Genomic DNA, 19204 nt, shown 5'->3' on the forward strand with positions numbered 1-19204 from the left:
CGCAAGGCACGGCAGATCCAGACCAAGGGTGCACATGCCCATGGCAGGGACAAGGGAACGACTGCGAGTGCGTCGGCTACCAGGCCCACGACCCGAGCGGCCAGGAGGACGCCGCCCGCACCCTCAACGGGCTGATCGACAGCGTCCGCTTCACCGGCTCCCTCAGCGTGGTCGGAGTGTTCGTGCCCGAGGACCCGGGCGGTGTCGAGGCCCAGGGCAAGATCCGTTCGACTACGGTCTGATGTGGTTCAAGGGCCAGCGCATGGGCACCGGCCAAGCCCCGGTGAAGCGGTACAACCGCGCCCTGCGCGATCTGATCGCCGGTGGCAGGGCGGAGCCGAGCTTCGTCGTCTCGCACGAACTGAGCCTGGCCGAGGCTCCGTCGGCCTACGAACACTTCGACAACCGCGACGAGGGCTGGCCCAAGGTGGTCCTGCACCCCGACGGCCACAGCTGAGACAGACGGGTCGGACGGCTCCTTTCGGGGGCCTGGCCGGTCGGACGCTCGGCCGGGATGTCCACCGTGGCAGGGGCCGGTCGCCGCCCCCTACTCGTGCGAAGCCGCCCACGCGGGCGGAGAGAAGCGAGGACACACAATGACGACACCGATGGCGGGCAGCCGCCCGCAGATCCGCAGGATCCGCACGGACCTCCTCGGGATCTACCTCAACGACCATCTGGCAGGTTCCACTGTCGGAGCCGGACGTTCCGAGTTCATGGCCCGATCGCATCGTGACCCGCCCTTCGCGGAACCGCTGCGGCACCTCGCGGGCGAGATCTCCGAGGACCGTAGGACCCTGCTACGTATCATGCGGAGCCTGGACGTCCCGAGGCGCCGCTACAAGGTCGCAGCATCCGGCGCGGTGGAGCGACTGGGGCGTCTCAAGAGCAACGGGCGCCTCTACAGGCGTTCACCTCTGACGCTGGTGATCGAACTTGAGTTCCTCCGGTTGGGGGTGAAGGGCAAGGAACTCGGCTGGCGCACGCTGCGCGCCCTGGCCGAGGAGGACGATCGCCTCGACGAGCAGGAGCTCGACGGACTGATCACACGGGCCGAACGGCAGATGAACACGCTGGAGGAACTGCGCGTCAGAGCCGTGCGGGACGTGTTGCTCACTGGCTGACGTGGAGCAGGTCGAGTGGGGCTCGGGCAACGTCGCCGACGCGATGCGCCGCGCCGTCAATCACTATCAGGAATCCGGAGCTGCAGACCCCTCCTTCATCGTGACCCAGGTCGGTGATGAGCCCTGGGACAAGGCAGAGGTCCGCTCCATGCTCCAGAACACCGCCTCGCTGGGAATCTTCTGGCTCTTTGTGGGATTCGGCCGCGGCAAGCTCGCCTTGCCTCTGAAGCCACTTGCCCAGATCATCGCCGTCCATGAGGACGCCGGGTGCGATGTCGGGGATCCGGCCGCCTGGTTCGTCGGCGGCGACGGCGAGTGGCTTCGAACGAGTCCGCTGCTGTGGACCCGCCTCGACCACCCGAAAGTCCGGAAGATCTGGGCAGACCAGGGCTTCGCCGGCTGCCTGGTCGACTGGGCCGCGCAGACCCTCAGCCGCGAGGTGGAGATCGACCGCAAGGACCCAGATCAGCGCGGATTCCAGGTCCAAAAACTGATCGAGGCAGAGGTCAGAGTGAGTCTGACGTCGCTCAGTCATCCCGGGTACAGGGTTTCCGGGACTTCGGATCGGCAGGGAGCAGATCCACCTCGCCGCGGGTGAGTTCCCGGTCGCCGATGATGTTGCACAGCTCGCGGTACCACCGACCTGGCGCCAGTTGGAGAGGTCCGCCGGTGCCGTCGGGGCCGACGTGGAGCACGGTGCTGCCGTCCGCCGAGGCGGCCAGGAACGAGTGCTGCCCGTCGAGTGCGCTGTCGCGCGGGCCGGTGAACGAGTAGAACGACTCGTAACCGGGCTCGCCGATCTGGTAGACGCGTACGGTGTTGTTCGCGGCGACGAGGTAGCGGCCCTCGCCCTCCAGGAATTCGACGGCGAACGGCGTGCCCGCCGACTCGGCGAGGCTGCGCAGGGGGCCGATCTCCTTGTGCGGCGGGTCGCCACGCCGCCACAGTTCCAACACCGAGCCCCTGCGCAGGATCGCGAAGTACTCGCCCTTGGCGTCGAACTGGGTGGCGAGGATGTCGTCGCCGGTCTTCACCGTCTCGGTGATGCGCCCGGTGGTGATGTCGACGACATGGATGCCGGGCCGGTCCAGGACGATGACGGCGACCCGGTTCGCCACTGGGTAGGGGCCGATCATCACCTCCGCGTCCTTGGCCCCTCCGGCTCGGGAGCGGACCGTCGCGGCGTCGAAGCGCGCGAGTCGCCGGCCGGTGCGCGGATCCCATTGCTCGACGATGTTTCCCGAAGCCGTGATCAGTTTCCCGCCGCGGTCGAAGAAGTAGCCGAAATCGTAGTTCGGGTGCTTGCTGCTGCCCTTGTCGTCGTCGATCTCGATGTCCCCGATCGACGGGGTGGAGTCGTCGAGTCGGGGAGGTTCGGCGGTGGTGACGGTGGTGGTGCGGCGCAGCGTGGTGGCGTCGCGAACGGTGACGATGTTCGCGCCCTCGCGGTCGGCGACGAGCCGTCCGGTGCGGTCGAGGGCGAGGGGTTCGGAGGCTTCGGGTACCCAGTAGGGCTTGCGGCGCGGTACGTCGGCGAGCACGCGGGCGCTGTCCTCGCGCGCGTGGTGCCGTTGCATGCGCGAGCCGTCCGCAAGGACGGTGATCGTGTACTTGCCGTCGTGCGTGAGGAGTTCCTGGGCGACCTCGACGAACCAGTTTCCGGGGCGCAGTTGGACGAAACCGATCATCGACTCGTTGTGGCGGACGTAGTAGAGCCTGCCGCCGGACTCCGCGAGCCATGGGCTGCTCTTGGCGAGCAAGGAGGTCGAGTGGGGCAGGCCGTTGCGGGAGAGGACCTTGCCGTCGCGCATGTCGACGACGGTGAGGCCCTTGAGGGAGCTGAGAGCGACACGGAGGCCGGAGCTGTCGAGGGACTGCACGGAGCAGATGGTGGATGCGAAGTCCTTGTTCTTCTCCCTGTAGGCGTAGCCCTCTCGCGAGCCGTCGCGGACCCGGTGGACGGTGACCTCGGTGGTCTCGCCCCGCACGTGGCAAAGGACGGCTCGGGTCCGGTCGCCGGAGATGCGGATCTGGTCGGCGTCGGCGCGTACCACGAGCCGGCTCCTGCCGGTCTTGAGGTCGAGGGCGAGCAGGCTGCCCTTCTCGCCCTGCCCGAAGTCGCGGAACCGCTTGTAGACGGGGACCAGCAACGTCCGGTCGTCGGGGGCTGGCCACATCTTGAACTCGAGGCCCTTGGGCGCCGGAAGGTTCCCGGCGAGGATGCCGTGCGGGCCGCTGTCCAGGTTCCACCAGATAATGCGTTTGCGCACGTGGGCGACCATGATCGTGCCGTCGAGGGACATCGCGGGGGTTACGGTGTCGCTCCAATTCGTACCGATGCCGGGGGCGTCGGGGAGCCGGTGCAGCGGCCCGACGGGCTGCTTCGCGTCGGGGCGCACCTCGAACCACACGGCCTTGCCGTCGTACTGGACGTAGGCGGCGCGTCTCCCGTCGGCGGACACCATGACGTACTGGACCTTATCGGTGGATGGCACCCGCACGGTGCGCAGCGGTCCGGTCAGGGAGTGTACGAACAGGGTGGCGCCGGAGCGCTTGGCCGCCCCGAGGACCACGTCGCCGTCACGGCTCTTGTCGAAGACGGTGTCGCCGAGCTCGCCGGAGAGCACCCGGTCGTAGTCCTTGTACTGAAGGTACTGGCGCAGCAGTTCGTTCTTGGCCTCCTGTGTGGGGGACGTGTCGTAGGCGGCGAGGGAGAGCAACGCGGCGCGGGCCGGGTCGGTGACCGTCGACTCCGGCGCGGCCTGGGCGAGGGCACGGGAGGCACCGAGGGCGGCGCGTTCCTGGCTGCTGCGGCGTTCGACGACATAGAGCATGCCGAGCACCAGAGCGAACGCCAGGGCTGCGGCCAGACCGGAGAACAGGGCCCGCCGCCGACGGGCGCGGGCACGGCGGTGGGTCCGGCCGGCCCTCAGGTAGTCCCGCTCAGCCTCGCTCAGGACCGCGGCACGCTCCGGGAGCCACTGTTCGGCGCCGGCCACCGCCGCGGAGGTCGGCAGGTGGTCGGGGGAACGGTCCGCCTCCTGCCAGCGCTCCATTTCGTGCTGCACGGCCTCCCGCCAGCCGAGGAAGGACCTGTCCTCGGCCACCCACGCGGCGAGCTTGTCCCACTCACCGATCAGCGCCTCGTGCGTGAGCTCCACGGTCTCGGTGCCTTCGGCGCTGCGGTCGGTGACGAGCAGCCGGGTGTGCGCGGCGAGGCGCTGGGCGATGCGCCACTGGTCCTCGCCGAGGTCGCCGCGCCGAGCGAGGCGCCGGGTGGCCGCAGCGGCACCGAGCGGCAACCGGACGAGCTGGGTGAACAGCCGACGGGCGGTTGCCTCGTCGTCCGGCGGCACATGTTCGGCCCAGACCCGGTCGGCGTGGTTGCCGAGCGCGCCGGTGACACCGCCGAGTTCGTCGTACGCGCGGTGGGTGAGCACGCCGTCCTCCTGCCCCTGCCACAGCAGGTCGAGGGTGAGGGCGAGGAGCGGCAGCGCGCCTGGTTCGGTGCCGGTGTCGGCGAGGATGCGTTCGGCGAGGTGGGGCTCGTAGGAGACGCCGGGGAGGCGTTCGACGGGGGTGGTGACAATGTCGCGCAGGCCGTCCTCGCCGAGCGGCCCGAGGGCGTGCAGGTGCCGACCGGTGACGGGTCCGAGGTGTGTGTGACCGAGGACGGGTTCGAGGAAGTCGGCGCGCAGGGTGGCGAGTACGCGGGCGGCGGGCGGCAGGGCGTCGGCGGCGAACAACACGTCGGCCAGTTCGCGCACCGCGTCCGGGGGCTGCGACAGCAGCTCCTCCAACTGGTCGACGATCACGAGTAGTCGACTGCCACCCTGGACCTCGAGCAGGCGTTCGGTCGTGTCCGCGAGGCCGTGGTGGCGCAGTTGGTCGGACAGTCCGGGCAGGCGTGCCAGTCGTCGGGTCTCGGGCAGGTCGGGTTCCAGCAGCGGCAGCAGTGCGGAGGCGAGGGCCGCGAGGGGGCTGCTCCCGGACGCGGGCCGCAGGACGACGACGCAGGCGTCACGCGCTCGCAGCCGTGGCGCCACACCGGCGAGCGCCAGCGACGACTTGCCGGAACCCGATGGGCCCACGACGGTGACCCATTGCCGGTCGTCGAGTGCCCGGGCGATCGCGTCGCTCTCGTTCCGCCTGCCGTGGAAGACCGCCGCGTCGGCCTCCTCGAAGGCGGCGAGCCCGCGGAACGGCGCGGGAGGCCGCACGAGTGGGCCCAGTCCGGGCCAGGCGGCCACCAGACCGCTGGTGGGAATCAGATAGCTGACGGGCGGCTGACCGGACTCCGCCACCGTGACCATGCCGACCACGCCCGACAGACCGTCGTCCCACACCGGCCCACCGCTGAAGCCCCGCGACACCGGGTAACCGTCACCGGCGAGATCGGCCTGCATCCAGCCGTCGGCCTGCCGCCCCCGCAGCACCCCCGCGTGCCATACCCCGCCGGGGCGCCCGGCCGGCAGTCCGAAGGCCCGCACCCGATGCCCCCAGAGCTCGTCCGCGGCATCGTCGACGGTTGCGTCGGCCGGCTCGTCCGCGTCGACCAACCGCACGGGTCCCGCACCGGGCAGCGGAGCCGCGAACCGCAACACGGCGACATCGGCGGGACCGGATGCCGCACCGCCCGGCCCCCGCGGCGGCACCCACAGTTCGACGGTCGCGTCCGCATGCGACACGGTGGGCACGAGAGGCAGGTCGACCGATAGGCGCGCGCCGGGTTCCGGTGGTGCGTCGGCCGACGTGCCGAGGGCGGCGGAGACCACGTGCGCGCAGGTCAGGGCGACCGTGTCGGACACCAGGAAGCCCACGCCGACGGGTTGCCGGCGTGCGTCCAGGATGCGTAGCAGCGCTCTGTCCAGGACTTTCGGGCCGATTGCCGCCGACTGGCGTTCCGGTCCCCGCGCCGACATCATCGCGCCGCCCGGTCCGACGGACGACGCCAGGTCTGGGGCACCGTGAAGCCGGGCTGCGCGGTGGTCCGGGAGATCCCCAAGTCTGCGCCAGCGGCGAGGGTCAGGTCGCGCGGAGCGGCACCCCCGGCGCCACCGGGCGCGGACACGGGTGGTTCGACCGGATACGCCATGCGTCCCCCTCGCTCGGACCTCGTCGTCCATGCTCGCCGGACAACAACCGGCGCTACGGGCACAGTTGCCATGTCTTCGCCTCCGCCGGGAGGCCGTCGCGTTCGTCCGCCGTGAACGCGCGGTCTCCGACGATGCGGCACAACTCCCGCTTCCACAGCTCCGGGTCGAGGACGAGGGCGCTGGCGGTCTTGTCAGAGGCGGCGTGGAGCACGGTCCTGCCGTCCTCGGACACATCCGGGAACGAGTAGTCCCCCGTCCTGAGGGTCGAATCGGCGAACAGGTACGTGTCGCCGTAGCTCCGCTCGCCGATCCGGTAGGTGCGTACGGCGTTGTCCGCGGCGATCAGGAAGCGGCCGTCGTCGAGGAAGACGGCGCGGTACGCGTCGGTGCTGCTCTCGCCGACGGTGCTCAGCGGGCCGATCACCTTGCGTCCGGGGTCACCGCGCTGCCACACCTCGAGTCCCGTCTCACGGCGCATGACTGCGAAGTACCGTCCGTCGGAGCTGAATTCGGCGGAGAGGACATCCCCCTCGGTGGGCACGCGGGCTGTGACGCGTCCGTCCGTGATGTCGACGACGCGGATGCCGCGCTGCCCCCGCACGATCACGGAGACCTGGTTGCGGTCCGGATACGGGGCGATCGTCACGAGCGCGTCCGGGTCATCGCCGGGGCGCAGCGCGCCGGCGTCGAAGCGGGCGGTCTGCCGACCCGTTCGCGGATCCCACTGCTGGACGACGGTGCCGGAGACCGTCAGCAGGCGGCCGGTGTGGTCGAAGAAGTAGCGGAACTCGTACTGCTGGAAGTGCCAGCTGAGCGCCCCACTGACGTCCAGGTCCCGGACCCAATGGGTGCCGGGCCGGGTCTTCGGCGGCCGGACGGCGGTCACGGTGGCCACATTCCGCAGCGTCGACGCGTCCCGGACGACCACCGTGTCGGCGGACTCGCGGTCGGCGACGAGCCTGCCGGTGCCGTCGAAGACGGGCAGGTCGGGCTGGTCGGGCACCCAGTACGGCTTCGCCCGGGACGCCTCCGCGAGGACCTGTCCTCTCCGCCTCGGGTCGGCCGGGCGCAGTTCCATGCGGGATCCGTCCTCCAGGACGGTGATCGTCCGCTTCCCGTCGGCGGTGAGACGCTGCTGAGCGACCTCGGGCAGTCGTCTGCCCGGTGTCAGTCCCAGGAAGGTGATCATCGACTCCTGTTGGCTCACGTAGTAGAGCCTGCCGTGCGACTCCGCAAGGAGGTTCGCGGGTATGGGCTGTGCGCCGGATCGCGGCAGCGGCAACCAGGAGATCGTCTCGCTCCTGTTCAGGTCCACGACGCGCAGTCCTTCACCCCAGGGGAGCGAGACGCGCCGCCCGGTCGCGTCGACGGCGTCCACCGTACATATGTCAGTGACATACGCCTTGTCCCGCTCGCGGTAGGGGCGGCCGATCCCGGCGCCGTCGGAGGTCCGGTGACGGCTGACGACGGTGTGCTTGCCCTCCGCTCGGCACACGACCGCGGTGCGGCGGTCACCGGACACGAGGATCTCCTTGGCCTCGGAGAGGAGTTGCGTGACGCGGCCGGTGCCCATGTCCACGGACTTCAGTGCCTGCGCGCCCGACGCCGTGTAGACCTTCGTCAGCAGCGTCCGCCCGTCCGGGCCGAGCCACAGGGCGGTGTTCATGTCGTGGGGTGCGGGCACCTCACCGGCGAGGGTGCCACGGTCCAGGTTCCACCACACCAGGCGGCCCCGGACGCGCGCAGCGAGGACACGGCCGTCCGCCGACATCGCGGGGCGCACCGAGGATTCCCAGCTGACGTCGGTGCCGCCCGGCGCGTCGGGCAGCCGGTGCATCGGGCCGAGCAGGCCTGCGGCGCCGGTGTCCACCTCGAACCACACGGCCCTGCCGTCCGCCTGGACGTAGGCGCCGCGCCTGCCGTCCGCGGACACCGCGACTCCCTGGACCTGCCCGGTCGAGGGCACCTGGGCGCTGCGCACCGGACCGGAGGTGGCGCCGACGTACAGGACGGCCCGGCCCAGTTTCGAGGTGGCCAGCACGACGTCGCCGGTCGCACTGGTGGTGACCTCCCAGACCGTGCCCAGCACACCGGACAGCACCCGGTCGTAGTCCTTGAAGCGCAGGTACTGCCGCAGGAGCGCGTTGCGGGCCTCCGGCGTCGGCGCCGTGCGGTAGGCGGCAAGTGCCTTCAGCACGCTCAGGGCGGGTTCCGTGCGTACGTCGTCCTCCGCAGCCACCGCGAGAGCGCGGGAGGCGGCTTCCGCCGCGCGTCCCCGGCTCTCCTCCCGCGTGGCGTAGAGCGACGACAGTGCCACCAGGACCAGTGCCACGACGAGACCGACGGCCGAGAGCACCGTCCGCCGCCGACGGACCCTCGCGCGGCGGTGGGCACGGCCGGCGTCCAGGTAGCGCCGTTCGGTATCCGTCAGTTCTTCGCCGCGCTCGCTCAGCCACTGTTCGGACCGGGCGAGCTGCAGGGGCGTCGGAAGCAACTGCGAGGGACGCTCGGCGTGCTCCCAGCGGTCCATGTCCTGCTGCAGAGCGGCCCGCCACTCCAGGAAGGCACGGTCCCCGGTGGTCCAGTCGGCCAGTTTGCCCCAGTCGCTGATCAGCGTCTCGTGCGCGAGTTCCACGGTCTCGGTGCCCTCGACGTCGCGGCCGGTCACCAACAGCCTCGTCCCCGCGAGCCGTTGCGCGACCATCCACTCCTCGGCGCGCAGTTCGGTGCGCAACGCCATCCGCCGGATGGGCGCGGGCGTGCCGACCGGGACCCGGACGAGCCGGGTGAACAGCCGCCTGGCCGCCTCTTCGTCCCCGGGCGGCACGCACGCTTCCCAGACCCGGTCGGCGTGTTCGCCCAACGCGCCGGTCACACCGCCGAGCTCCTCGTACGCCCGGTGTGTCAGCAGGCCGCTCTGCTGCCGCTGCCACAGCAGGTCGAGGGTGAGGCCGAGGAGCGGCAGCCGACCCGGCCCCGGGTCGGTGTCGGCGAGGATGCGCTCGGAGAGATGGGGTTCGTAGGACACTCCGGGGAAGGCCTCCACGGGCACGGTCACGATCTCGCGCAGGCATTCCGGGGTCGGCGGGGCGAGCGCGTGCAGGTGTCCGCCGATCTCCGGGCCGAACCGCGGATGGGCCAGCACCGGCTCCAGGAAGTCGGCGCGCAAGGTGATCAGTACGCGGACGGTGCCGGGCAGCGTGTCGCCCGTGAGCAGGTCGGCCAGCTCGTCGACAGCGTCCGGTTCCAGGCCGAGGACATCCTCGAACTGGTCGACCACGAGGAGCAGTCGGCTGCCGCGCCTCAGCTGGAGCAGCCGGGCCACGAGGTCCGCCGGGCCGTGGCGGCGCAGCACTTCGACGAGTTCCGTGATCCGCTGGGGGCGCTCGGCCTCGGGCAAGCCGGGCTCCAGCAGCGGCAGCACCGCCGCCGCGAAGGCGGTGAGCGGGCTGCTGCCGGGAGTCGGCCTCACTACCGCCACCTGGGCGCCTTCCGCGCGCAGCCGGGGCGCCACGCCGGCCAGGGCCAGCGACGATTTACCGGATCCCGACGGCCCCACGACGGTGACCAGGCGCTCGGCGGCCAGTGCCCGCGCCACGTCGTCGCTTTCGGCCCGCCTGCCGTGGAAGATCGCCGCGTCCGTTTCCTGGAATGCCGAGAGAGCCCGGAACGGCGACGGCGGCAGCGTGACCGCGCGCAGCTCGGGCCGGGCGGCCAACAGTCCGCCGGTGGGTATCAAGTAACTGACGGGCGGTTGTCCGGACTCGGCCACCGTGACCATGCCGACGACACCTGACAGCCGGTCGTCCCACACGGGGCCGCCGCTGAAGCCCCGGGACACCGGATACCCGTTGCCGGCGAGATCGGCCTGCACCCAGCCGTCGGCCTGCCGACCCCGCAACACCCCCGCGTGCCAGACCCCGCCGGGACGGCCGACGGGCAGCCCGAATGCCCGCATCGGGTGGCCCCACAACTCGTCCGCGTGCACCAAACGCACCGGTGCCGCTCCCGGAAGCGGCGTCTGCAGCCGAAGCACGGCCACGTCGGCGGGCTCGACGACATCGTCGCGCGTGGTGGGCATGGAGGACTCGGCGCGCGCGGGTGCCGCCGCGGACCCCCCGTCGGGTGTCCGCGGCGGCACCCAGTGCTCGACACCGGCCGTCGTCGCAGGCGTGCCGCCGTCGGGCTGCGGGGCGGGCACGAGGGGAAGGTCGACCTGGACCCGGGCGGAAGCGGGAGGCGCCGCGTCCCCCGTCGTGCCCAGGGCCGCATGAACCACGTGCGCGCAGGTCAGGGCGAGCGTGTCGGAGACCAGGAAGGCGACGCCGACGGGCTGCCCACGGCCGTCGAGGACACGCAGTACGGCCGCGTCCAGGGACTGCGGGCCCGTACCCACCGTACGCTCGGGCGGTAACGCGGGCACCGTCATCCCGCGGCGTCCGCTGCCGGTTCGCTGGACGACTCATTGCGCCAGGTCAGGGTGACCTTGAAGTTAGCCTGTCCGGTCGTCCGGGAGATCACCACGTCCGCCTCGGCCGACAGGGACAGGCCGAACTCGACGCCGATCTCGTCGGGTTGCCGTTCCATGTCGCGGAATCCGTCGACGAAGTTCTCCGCGACCGGCCGGATCCCGGCGAGCATGTCGTTCAGCGACCGGGTCGCCCGCGCCACGACCTGCCCGGGACGGGCGACCTGCACCAGCCCCTCCGCGACTTCGTCGATCTGGACCTTGATGATGCCGGTCGCATCCGACGGAGCGGATCCCGCCCCCTCGCCACCCGCTCCCGCGCCGCCCGCCCCGGAAACGGGCAACTCGACCAGGTACGCCATGCTTCCCCCTTCGCGACACCTGCCACGCCGGGTTCGTACCCTACCGATTCGACGGCCTGTCGGGACCGGACCGTCTCGAACTCTCCACACGCGCTACGTATTTGACGGGTCAGTGGGAACTGAAATCTCGCCCCGTCAATTCGGACGAGCGCAGAACCTCACCCCGCAGGACCAGAGACCAGCCCCGCGCTCCAACATCCAGCAGGCGTGCTCATGCCCATTCGATGCCCAGTTTCCGTAGTGCGGGCCTGTCCAGGATCGGTTTTTGTGATCAGTTCACAGGCGTCTGAGCTGGGCTGATCAGTTCGGGCGTGCGGCTGTGTTTGTGGAGTGTTGGGTGGGAGGCGATCGCTGGTGGCTGGGTTGTTGGTTGCGGTCCGCGGTGTGAGCTGTGGGTTTGTCAACTATCAAACTCGGTGATCAGTTGTAGCCATCTTCTTCTGAGCGCTGATCACTTTCGCTGATCATGGGTATGTGCCGGGCCGCGTAGTCGGGTGTCGGAGAGATGCCCGGTGTAGGACGGAGCGAGGTTCCCGCATCCGGCGTGATCCTTCCGTGGCAGGGGCATGAGGAAGGGGCCTCCTGAACAGCTCGTGGGCGTCGAATCCAGAGAGCAACAGGAGGCCCCGGTGCCGCAGTCTTCCGTGTCGATGGTCGGGCAGTCCAACCCGGCCGCTCCAACGTGTGATTGTCTCGTGCACGTGTACGGCAACGCGGCTGACCGGCCTGAGCGGCAGCGCCGCTACCCGTCGGACATGACGGACACGGAGTGGGCCGAGGTCCGGCCGTTGCTGCCGGTCCCGGGCTGGATGCGCGGGCGGGGAGGCCGACCGGAAGGGTACTGCCACCGCGCGCTGCTGGACGCGGTCCGGTATCTCGTGGACAACGGGATCAAGTGGCGGGCGATGCCCGCCGACTTCCCGCCCTGGGACCGGGTGTATGCCTTCTTCCGCCGCTGGCGCAACCACGCCCTGGTCGACGAGTTCCACGACCGGCTGCGCGGCCACGTCCGCATCCGGCTGGGCCGGGACACGGAGTCGACGGCCAGCGTGATCGACTCGCAGTCCGTCAAGGCCGACGCCGTGGTCGGCGCCGACAGCCGCGGCTTCGACGGCGGCAAACTGATCAACGGGCGCAAGCGGCACGTCGTGGTCGACACCCTCGGCCTGCTGCTGGGCGTCATGGTCACGAGCGCGGACGTCGGCGACCGCGCCGTCGCCCGGGTCCTGCTGCACCAGGTTGCCGACGCCCACCACCTGCTGGCCCTGGTCTGGGCCGACGGAGGCTACACCGGCAGTATCGTCGAGTACTGCCTGGCCAGGTTCGCCCTGGTCCTGACGATCGTCAGACGCAGCGACGACCAGAAGGGGTTCGTGGTGCTGCCCAAACGGTGGATCGTCGAGCGCTTCTTCGCCCACCTCATGCGCACCCGCCGCCTCGCACGCGACTACGAACGCCGCACCACCAGCGCCGAGGCGATGATCTACTGGTCGATGACCCTGCTCATGACCCGCCGCCTGGCCCGCTCACCCCGCGGGCGGGCGTGAACCGGCCCGGCGCCGGCTCGGCCAGCCACCCGCGCGCGACCAGACGTTTCGCCTTCGACCTCAGCGCCTCCACCCGCGCCGGAACCACGTCCATACCGAACACAGCAGCCATCTCCTGACAGGTCATCGGCCCCTGCCCGAGCTGGACCCGGTTCGCGAGCACGGTGAGGATGCGCTGGTAGTCCACCGGCAACACCGACCACGCAAGCCCTTCACACCACACCGGCACCTGCCACTTCGCCTTCACCGCATCCGGCGTCGCCGGTGCCTTCCCGGCCTGCCCGTCGGCCGTCGGTGCTGTCCCGTCCGCCGGGGCCAGCACCTCGCCCACCCGCGAACGAGCGATGGCCCATTCCTTCCAGTCCCGCTCGGCCGCGGCCAACTCGGCCTGGACGCGGTCAGCCTCCTCCCGCAGCTCCTCCACTCGACGACGAGCGACAAGCTCACGCTGTTCCAGCAGCCCCACGACCGACGGCATCCATGACCTCCACAGCAGCGTCGACACGACACACCACCACTCCCAAGGATCACCGGCCCCACGCCCGACCAGCGAAAACGCCATCCTCAACCCCGGAAAGACAACAGCTTCCTACGGCCCGGCCGCCCCGCCTTCGGGCGGCGTACCTGCACCTCGGTACCGTCGATCCGCAGCGTGATCCCCTCGGCCTGGGCATAGGCGAACACGTCCGCGAGGGTCCTGAGCCTGATCCCGGACCGATCCGGCACCGCGAAGCCGCGAGCGGCCAGCAGCGGGCGCACCTCGCCGACCGCCCGGTCGATCGTGGAGGGCGAAACTCCGAACAGCGCCGCGAGCGCCCTGTGTGACAGCACCCAGCGCAACACCACCGGCCAACTCGGTGATCAGTGCACCCAGGTGTTCCTTCGAGATCCCGCACAGGGCAGAATCAGAGCAGGCCGCGCGGGCCCAACTTGACTTCACACTCCAGATGATCCCGCGCGGCGCTTCGCCTTCCGGCACCAGGGCGGCTGCGGGAGCCTGACCGCCGATACCCCGATCACTCGGGCCCGGGCCGGTGCGCCCATTCCTGGTCGAGGATGCTGAAGACTTCGGAGTCACGCCAGCCGTCCCGGATCCGCGCGGTGTGCCGGTGTCGGCCCTCGTGCGTCATGCCGAGCTTGCCCAGCACCCGGGCCGATGCGACGTTGCGAGGATCGCAGGTCGCATAGATCCGGTGCAGTCCTATCAGCCCAAACCCTCTGCCGAGAAGTTCGCCGCCGATGGCTGTACCCACGCCTCGACCCCACACCCGAGGATGGACGAGATAGGAGATCTCGCCCTGGCGGTGGGCCAGGGTACGGACCTTCAGCTCGCCGATACCGACGAGTTCACTGTCGAGGCAGGCCGCATACACGAATCTCGTCTGCAGGGACTGCAACCGGGCATCCACCGCGCCTTGGACGAAGTCCCGCGTCTGTTCCTCGGTGTTCGGCCCCCACGCCTGGTAGCGGCAAGCCTCCGGCAGGCTGGCGAAGGCATGTACAGCGTGGCAGTCACCGACAACGAGCTCGCGCATAGTCACCGAGGTTTTGATCACGAGCCGATCCTGTCAGGCCAGCATCGCCAAATACCAACACTCAAGTCGCGGGGCTCCTACACGATCAAGATCGCGTCATTACCGCGCGGCTACTCGTTACTCACTCGCACCTCCTCGTTCCGCACAGCGTGCCGTCGGCCCGAGGAAAACCCGCCGTCATCTCCGTAAAACAGCGACCGCACACAGCGCGCACATCTCAATCAGTAGCCTGAGCGCCCCGGAGAGCCGGACGGCCACTCCTCGGAAGCCGCTGAAGACAAGGCCCGATAAGCCACATCCGGCCCTCCCGGGCCACCTACCGGAAACAACTCACGGAGACCCGATGAGCGCCGCTCACTGCCTTCCTGAGCCGTGGGCGGCGCCCTTCCCATATAGGTCGATCAGTTGGGACTGCTGGCGTGGGTCAGCGTCTCCCAGGCGAGGAAGTAGTTCGCACCACTCGGGCGCTGCTTGGTCTCGATGAGCTTCTTGGTCTTGGGAAGGCTGATCCCCTCCCGGTTGGCATAGTGGTTGTAGGCGACCTCCAGTACCGAGCCGATGCCGCGGTTGACCGAGCCTCCGCAGAGCCAGGACGGCACCGTCGCGCCCAGCTCATAGTTGGCGTGGAACTCCAGTGCCTTGGTCATTCGGCTCTCGATCTCGGAGTAGAGATCCAGACCCTGGATACGGGCGGTCTCGGCGACGTGAGCGGCGGCGTCGAAGCCCCAGCCGGTGTGCCCGAAGTCGCGGCAGGTCTCCTGTGCCAGGCCGTCGACGAACGTGGACTGGCCCTGCCAGTAGTCGATCAGTTCCGCCTTGGTGTCCTTGCTGCTGCCCGCTGCGGTCTTCGGCAGCGCCCCGTCGCTCGTGAGGTAGATATATGCGGGCACCCGCTTGCGCCAGATGGCGACGGCCTTGTTGAAGGACGTCTCGTCATCGAGGAAGACCGAGATCCCGGTGGCGGCATCCATCATGATCAGTTCCCAGTTGCCGTTGGAGTCCGGCCGTCCTTTGATCACCACCGGTAGGTACACGGTACGCAGCATGGTGGCGAAGCGGGTCTGCCCGGCACTCGACCAGTCGGTGTAGGTGTGCTTCATCAGCTCGCCGGCGCGGGCGAAGGAGGCGCCGGACCAGCCGGTCTGGAGGGGTGCGTTGTGGTTGGTGTGCTCCTTGATCTCAGCGGACCAGGCATCCATGATCTTGATGGATTCGGTGGCGTAACGCTCATCCCCGGTGAGGTTCCACAGCAGGGCATGGGTGTACGCCGCAAGCGCGTCCTCGCGCTCATCGGTGCACCCGTGATTGGGGTTGGACTGGGAACCACACTCCACCGTCGCCCGCGGCTTCGGGGTCCAGGACAGTGAGGCGTACCTGCTCTTGAGCATGGCGTTGTAGGCGGACTTCCACGGCTCCGCCCCGGCCTTCACCTTCGCCTTCACAAAGGCAAGCTGCGGCTTGCTGACGAGTACGCCGGGGTGCTTGAAGACACGGGTCGCCGCCGCCGACGGGGAGGCCTGGGAACCGGCCGCTTCGGCGTCGCCCGACACCAGGGAAGGAAGCGTCAGGGCGCCGAGCGCAAAGGCCAGGAAGACCGACAGGATGGTTGCTGCAAGCCCGCGGCGCTTGATGTGTCTGCCGTGAGTCCCTCCCGCGGTACCGTCAGTTCCATGCCGAGCGCGAATCATCAAGCGCCTCCGTGAAGCGGTCAATTCTGATACGGGTACCTGACGGCACATGGGACAGGCAAGCTGCGGCGGACCAGTCTTCGAGGCGGCGCACGCCTCGGAGCGGTGCCTGCGGGCTCCCTCATCACCGAGGTTCCGCCATGGACACGTAACGCACCCTGACCTGACCAATATCCGGCGTCAAGTCGATGGGCTGGCCTTATGCCTCGCTTAAGGGAGGGAAAAGGAAGCCACCATGAGCCGTGCCGGGCATCATGGAAGTCCAGGCCGCGGTGGTTGAATCAGGCGTGGTGAACCAGACGAACCAGTTGCGGTAGTTGTCAAGTCAAATGAGCCCATCGGATCACCTGCGGTGACGCCCTCTCCGAGGTGAAAATGGGGACGGTTGCTGCCTGTTGAGGCCGTTACGTCTGTGATCTGCGAGGTCGTAAATGAGCCGGGCACGGGGAGCCAGCCAATGGGCGCCTTCAGTGTGGCCTCGAGCACGCGGATGAGATTCCTCCAGCAGCCCTTTGGCTCCCAACAGGCAGCAGCCGCCCGGGAGCAAGGGGAGGCGCGGATGCTCACAGAGACGCAGGACACCGAGGAAATCATCGAACGGGTGGCGGCACTGGACATCGGCAAGGCCGAGGTGGTGTGCTGCACCCGCGTGCCGCGGGAGGGATCGCCGGGGCGGCGCATGCAGGAGGTCGGCTCCTGGCCGACCGTGACCCGGTCGCTGCTGGAGCTGTCGGACCACCTGCGGTGCCTGGAGGTGACCCGGGTGGTCATGGAGGCCACCTCCGACTACTGGCGGCCCGCCTTCTACGTCCTGGAGGCCGCGGGGTTCGAGGTGTGGCTGGTCAACGCGCGCGACGTCAAGCACCTGCCGGGCCGGCCCAAGACCGACCGGCTGGATGCGGTCTGGCTCGCCAAAGTGGCCGAGCGGCAGATGATCCGCCCGAGCTTCGTACCGCCCCGTGAGATCCGCGCGCTGCGGGACCTGACCCGCTACCGCACCGACCTGGTGAACGCACGCACCAGCGAGAAGCAGCGCGTGGAGAAGCTGCTGGAGGATGCCCAGATCAAGGTCAGCGCGGTGGCAACCGACATCTTCGGCCCTTCTGGCCGCGACATGCTGGCCGCGCTCATCGCCGGTGAGCGTGACCCCAAGGCGCTGGCCCAGTACGCCCGCCGTCGGCTGCGTGCCAAACTCGCTCAGCTGGAGGAGGCGTTCACCGGCCACTTCACCGACCATCACGCCTTCCTACTCTCGAAGATGCTCGGCCGCATCGATGCCATCGACGCCGACATCGCCGCGCTGGACGCCAGGATCGGCGCCGACGTCGCCCCATATGCCGAGGCGATCGCGCGGCTGAGTGAGATCCCCGGCGTCAACCCCGTCTCCGCCCGTGTGATCATCGCGGAGATCGGGCTCGACATGTCCCGCTTCCCCACCGCCGCCCATCTCGCCTCCTGGGCGAAGTTCGCCCCCGGCGTCAAGGAGTCCGCCGGGAAGAAGAAGGGCCGGGGCACCACCGGACACGGAAACGCCTACCTGGCCCGGGTCCTGGGCAACTGCGCCACCGCGACCGGCAAGACCGACACCTTCCTGGGCGAACGCTACCGGCGCATCGCCCGCCGCCGCGGCAAGAAGAAAGCGCTGGTCGCAGTCGGCCGCTCGCTGCTGGTGGTGATCTGGCACCTGCTGTCCGACCCGGACACCGAATTCCGCGATCTCGGCGCCGACTTCTACGACACCCGCATCGACCCCGAACGCAGGAAACGCAATCACCTCCGCCAGCTCGAGGCCCTGGGCTTCAAGGTCACCCTCGAACCCGCCGCATAGCCAGGACATGCCCCGCCCGCCGGCACCCGCCCGCGGGCCGATGGCGGACGCCTTCCGCACGATCAATTTTCGGATGAGACGTTTACGTCGCTATGAGCTTTGTGGTTCGGGTTGCGTTCGTTTGGCGGGGTCGTTTATCCGGACCTGGCCGGGTATCTCGGGTGGTTTCGGCCGTCGGGCGAAGCGTTCGGGATGGCGTTCGTAGGCCTCGGCGAGGGCGACGGACCGCTGATCCCTCACCTCGTGGGCGGTGCCGAAGTGGACGGATGCGGGGGTATGTAGGCCGATCCCGGAGTGGCGGTGCTCGTGGTTGTAATAGCTGATGAACGCGTCCGTCCATTCCCTGGCGTGCGCCAGGGAGTCGAAGCGTTCGGGATAGTCGGGTGCGTACTTGGTGGTGCGGAACTGGCTTTCGCTGAAGGGGTTGTCGTTGCTCACCCTGGGGCGGGAATGGCTCCCGGTGACGCCGAGGTCGATCAGCAGTTGGGACCTTCTTGCTGGTCATGGAGGTGCCGCGGTCCGCGTGGACGGTGTGGGGCACGATGCCGTTGCGTTCGATGGCCTCGCGGATCAACTCCTCCGCACGCTCGGCCGTTTCGGCGAGTTCGACGGTGTGCCCGACGATGTAGCGGCTGAAGATGTCGATGATCACGTAGGCGTGGAACCAGATGCCCTTGGCCGGGCCGGGCAGTCGGGTGATGTCCCAGGTGAAAACCTGCGAGGGTCCGGTCGCGACGAGTTCGGGGATCGTCCTGGGCGGGTGGGTGGCCTGGCGGCGGCGTTCGCCGTTCTGTCCGGCGGCGGACAGGATCCGGTACATCGTCCGCTGCGAACACCAGTAGTTCCCCGCGTCCAGCTCACGTGCCCAGACCTGGGCGGGTGGCAGGTCGGCGTACTCCGGCCGGTTCAGCAGTGCCAGGACCTGGCCCCGCTCGGCCGGTGAGAGGGCCGAGGCGGGCGTGGGTCTTGGGGACGGCGCGGGCTTCGGCTTCGGGCTGATGTGACGGTAGTGGGTAGCGCGTGAGCGTCCGGTCAGCCGGCAGGCCGCCGTGGTCCCCAACTGCCCCTGGACACCGGCAAAAGCTTCGTCGATCACCGGTGCGGCGGCGTGCTTCAGTCCGCGCTCTCGGAGAGCAGTTCCAAGAGCGCGTTGGCTTTTCCCATGACTTCGAGGGCCGCGTCCCGGCGGGCCAGGTCCTTCTCCAGCCGGGCGACCTTCTTGCGCAGCCGTTCCAGCTCGGCCTGCTCGGCCGCAATCTTCGGCCGGACCGCAGAGGTCCGCTGGTCGGTCAGGGCATCCAGGGCGCCGGCGTCGCGGGCCTGGCGCCACTCGATCACGTGCGAGTGGTAGAGCCGCTCACGCCGCAGGATCGCCCCCTTCTCCCCGGTCGGGGCGGCGTCGTACTCGGCAACGATCCGCAGCTTGTACTCCGCGGAGAACGTCCGCCGCTTCGGACGGGGCGCCGGATCCGATCCGGAGCTACGGGGGGTGGTGCTGGCCATGCCGGGGTGTACTCCTGTCTCGCCCTTCCAGCCTAACCCGGCAAAGCGGGCGT

At 69.5% G+C, this 19204-nt stretch carries 12 protein-coding genes and 3 pseudogenes; 5 read left to right on the top strand and 10 right to left on the bottom strand.

Features of this window, described 5'->3' with window-relative positions:
- Positions 1–47 precede the first annotated feature (47 nt).
- The 3 genes and pseudogenes from ACSYGN_RS00185 to ACSYGN_RS00195 all read left to right on the top strand — a co-directional run.
- A pseudogene (locus ACSYGN_RS00185) lies at positions 48–457 on the top strand (aldehyde dehydrogenase); the annotation flags it as partial.
- Positions 458–596: 139 nt separating this feature from the next.
- A complete protein-coding gene (locus ACSYGN_RS00190) occupies positions 597–1124 on the top strand; it encodes a hypothetical protein (protein ID WP_460390572.1) in 528 nt (175 codons plus the stop codon).
- Between the two features lies 1 nt (position 1125).
- On the top strand, positions 1126–1722 hold the full coding sequence (locus ACSYGN_RS00195) for a hypothetical protein (protein ID WP_460390574.1): 597 nt from the start codon (positions 1126–1128) through the stop codon (positions 1720–1722).
- On the opposite strand, the gene ACSYGN_RS00200 is transcribed toward ACSYGN_RS00195, so the two are convergent.
- From ACSYGN_RS00200 to ACSYGN_RS00210, 3 genes are all read right to left on the bottom strand, one after another.
- Entirely contained in the window at positions 1652–6046 is a 4395-nt protein-coding gene (locus ACSYGN_RS00200) for an nSTAND1 domain-containing NTPase (RefSeq protein ID WP_460390576.1), read from the bottom strand. The two genes, ACSYGN_RS00195 and ACSYGN_RS00200, sit on opposite strands and share 71 nt — an antisense overlap.
- Before the next feature lie 226 nt (positions 6047–6272).
- Complete coding sequence (locus tag ACSYGN_RS00205) at positions 6273–10649, bottom strand: nSTAND1 domain-containing NTPase (protein WP_460390578.1); 4377 nt, start codon at positions 10647–10649, stop codon at positions 6273–6275.
- Entirely contained in the window at positions 10646–11050 is a 405-nt protein-coding gene (locus ACSYGN_RS00210) for a CU044_2847 family protein (protein WP_460390580.1), read from the bottom strand. The genes ACSYGN_RS00205 and ACSYGN_RS00210 overlap by 4 nt, the downstream gene beginning before the upstream one ends.
- A gap of 755 nt (positions 11051–11805) precedes the next feature.
- On the opposite strand from ACSYGN_RS00210, the gene ACSYGN_RS00215 reads away from it, so the two are divergent.
- The gene (locus ACSYGN_RS00215; protein ID WP_460390582.1) at positions 11806–12597 is read left to right on the top strand and encodes an IS5 family transposase; all 792 of its coding nucleotides are present in this window, start codon (positions 11806–11808) and stop codon (positions 12595–12597) included.
- On the opposite strand, the gene ACSYGN_RS00220 is transcribed toward ACSYGN_RS00215, so the two are convergent.
- The 4 genes and pseudogenes from ACSYGN_RS00220 to ACSYGN_RS00235 all read right to left on the bottom strand — a co-directional run bounded on the left by ACSYGN_RS00220 (position 12554) and on the right by ACSYGN_RS00235 (position 15682).
- Entirely contained in the window at positions 12554–13075 is a 522-nt protein-coding gene (locus ACSYGN_RS00220) for a hypothetical protein (protein ID WP_460403121.1), read from the bottom strand. The two genes, ACSYGN_RS00215 and ACSYGN_RS00220, sit on opposite strands and share 44 nt — an antisense overlap.
- A 98-nt stretch (positions 13076–13173) precedes the next feature.
- Positions 13174–13437 (bottom strand): annotated as a pseudogene (locus tag ACSYGN_RS00225) (transposase family protein); the annotation flags it as partial.
- Positions 13438–13613: 176 nt separating this feature from the next.
- Positions 13614–14153, bottom strand: coding sequence for a GNAT family N-acetyltransferase (locus ACSYGN_RS00230; RefSeq protein WP_460390584.1), 540 nt, complete (start codon positions 14151–14153; stop codon positions 13614–13616).
- 380 nt (positions 14154–14533) lie between these two features.
- Positions 14534–15682, bottom strand: coding sequence for an alginate lyase family protein (locus tag ACSYGN_RS00235; RefSeq protein ID WP_460390586.1), 1149 nt, complete (start codon positions 15680–15682; stop codon positions 14534–14536).
- A 697-nt stretch (positions 15683–16379) separates the two neighbouring features.
- Here ACSYGN_RS00235 and ACSYGN_RS00240 point away from each other — a divergent pair.
- On the top strand, positions 16380–17648 hold the full coding sequence (locus ACSYGN_RS00240; protein WP_460390588.1) for an IS110 family RNA-guided transposase: 1269 nt from the start codon (positions 16380–16382) through the stop codon (positions 17646–17648).
- Between the two features lie 90 nt (positions 17649–17738).
- On the opposite strand, the gene ACSYGN_RS00245 is transcribed toward ACSYGN_RS00240, so the two are convergent.
- The 3 genes and pseudogenes from ACSYGN_RS00245 to ACSYGN_RS00255 all read right to left on the bottom strand — a co-directional run bounded on the left by ACSYGN_RS00245 (position 17739) and on the right by ACSYGN_RS00255 (position 19151).
- On the bottom strand, positions 17739–18086 hold the full coding sequence (locus tag ACSYGN_RS00245; RefSeq protein WP_460390591.1) for an integrase core domain-containing protein: 348 nt from the start codon (positions 18084–18086) through the stop codon (positions 17739–17741).
- Positions 18087–18198: 112 nt separating this feature from the next.
- Positions 18199–18468, bottom strand: a pseudogene (locus ACSYGN_RS00250) (DDE-type integrase/transposase/recombinase); the annotation flags it as partial.
- 293 nt (positions 18469–18761) lie between these two features.
- On the bottom strand, positions 18762–19151 hold the full coding sequence (locus ACSYGN_RS00255) for a transposase (protein ID WP_460390593.1): 390 nt from the start codon (positions 19149–19151) through the stop codon (positions 18762–18764).
- Between the last annotated feature and the right edge of the window lie 53 nt (positions 19152–19204).

It is taken from the genome of Streptomyces sp. YIM S03343, from assembly GCF_054729195.1.

Excerpts from the sequence above, each read along its gene's own strand:
- ACSYGN_RS00190 (WP_460390572.1), top strand. The coding sequence starts at position 597 with ATGACGACACCGATGGCGGGCAGCCGCCCGCAGATCCGCAGGATCCGC.
- ACSYGN_RS00200 (WP_460390576.1), bottom strand. The coding sequence starts at position 6,046 with ATGTCGGCGCGGGGACCGGAACGCCAGTCGGCGGCAATCGGCCCGAAA.
- ACSYGN_RS00205 (WP_460390578.1), bottom strand. The coding sequence starts at position 10,649 with ATGACGGTGCCCGCGTTACCGCCCGAGCGTACGGTGGGTACGGGCCCG.
- ACSYGN_RS00210 (WP_460390580.1), bottom strand. The coding sequence starts at position 11,050 with ATGGCGTACCTGGTCGAGTTGCCCGTTTCCGGGGCGGGCGGCGCGGGA.
- ACSYGN_RS00215 (WP_460390582.1), top strand. The coding sequence starts at position 11,806 with ATGACGGACACGGAGTGGGCCGAGGTCCGGCCGTTGCTGCCGGTCCCG.
- ACSYGN_RS00220 (WP_460403121.1), bottom strand. The coding sequence starts at position 13,075 with ATGCCGTCGGTCGTGGGGCTGCTGGAACAGCGTGAGCTTGTCGCTCGT.
- ACSYGN_RS00240 (WP_460390588.1), top strand. The coding sequence starts at position 16,380 with ATGCTCACAGAGACGCAGGACACCGAGGAAATCATCGAACGGGTGGCG.
- ACSYGN_RS00255 (WP_460390593.1), bottom strand. The coding sequence starts at position 19,151 with ATGGCCAGCACCACCCCCCGTAGCTCCGGATCGGATCCGGCGCCCCGT.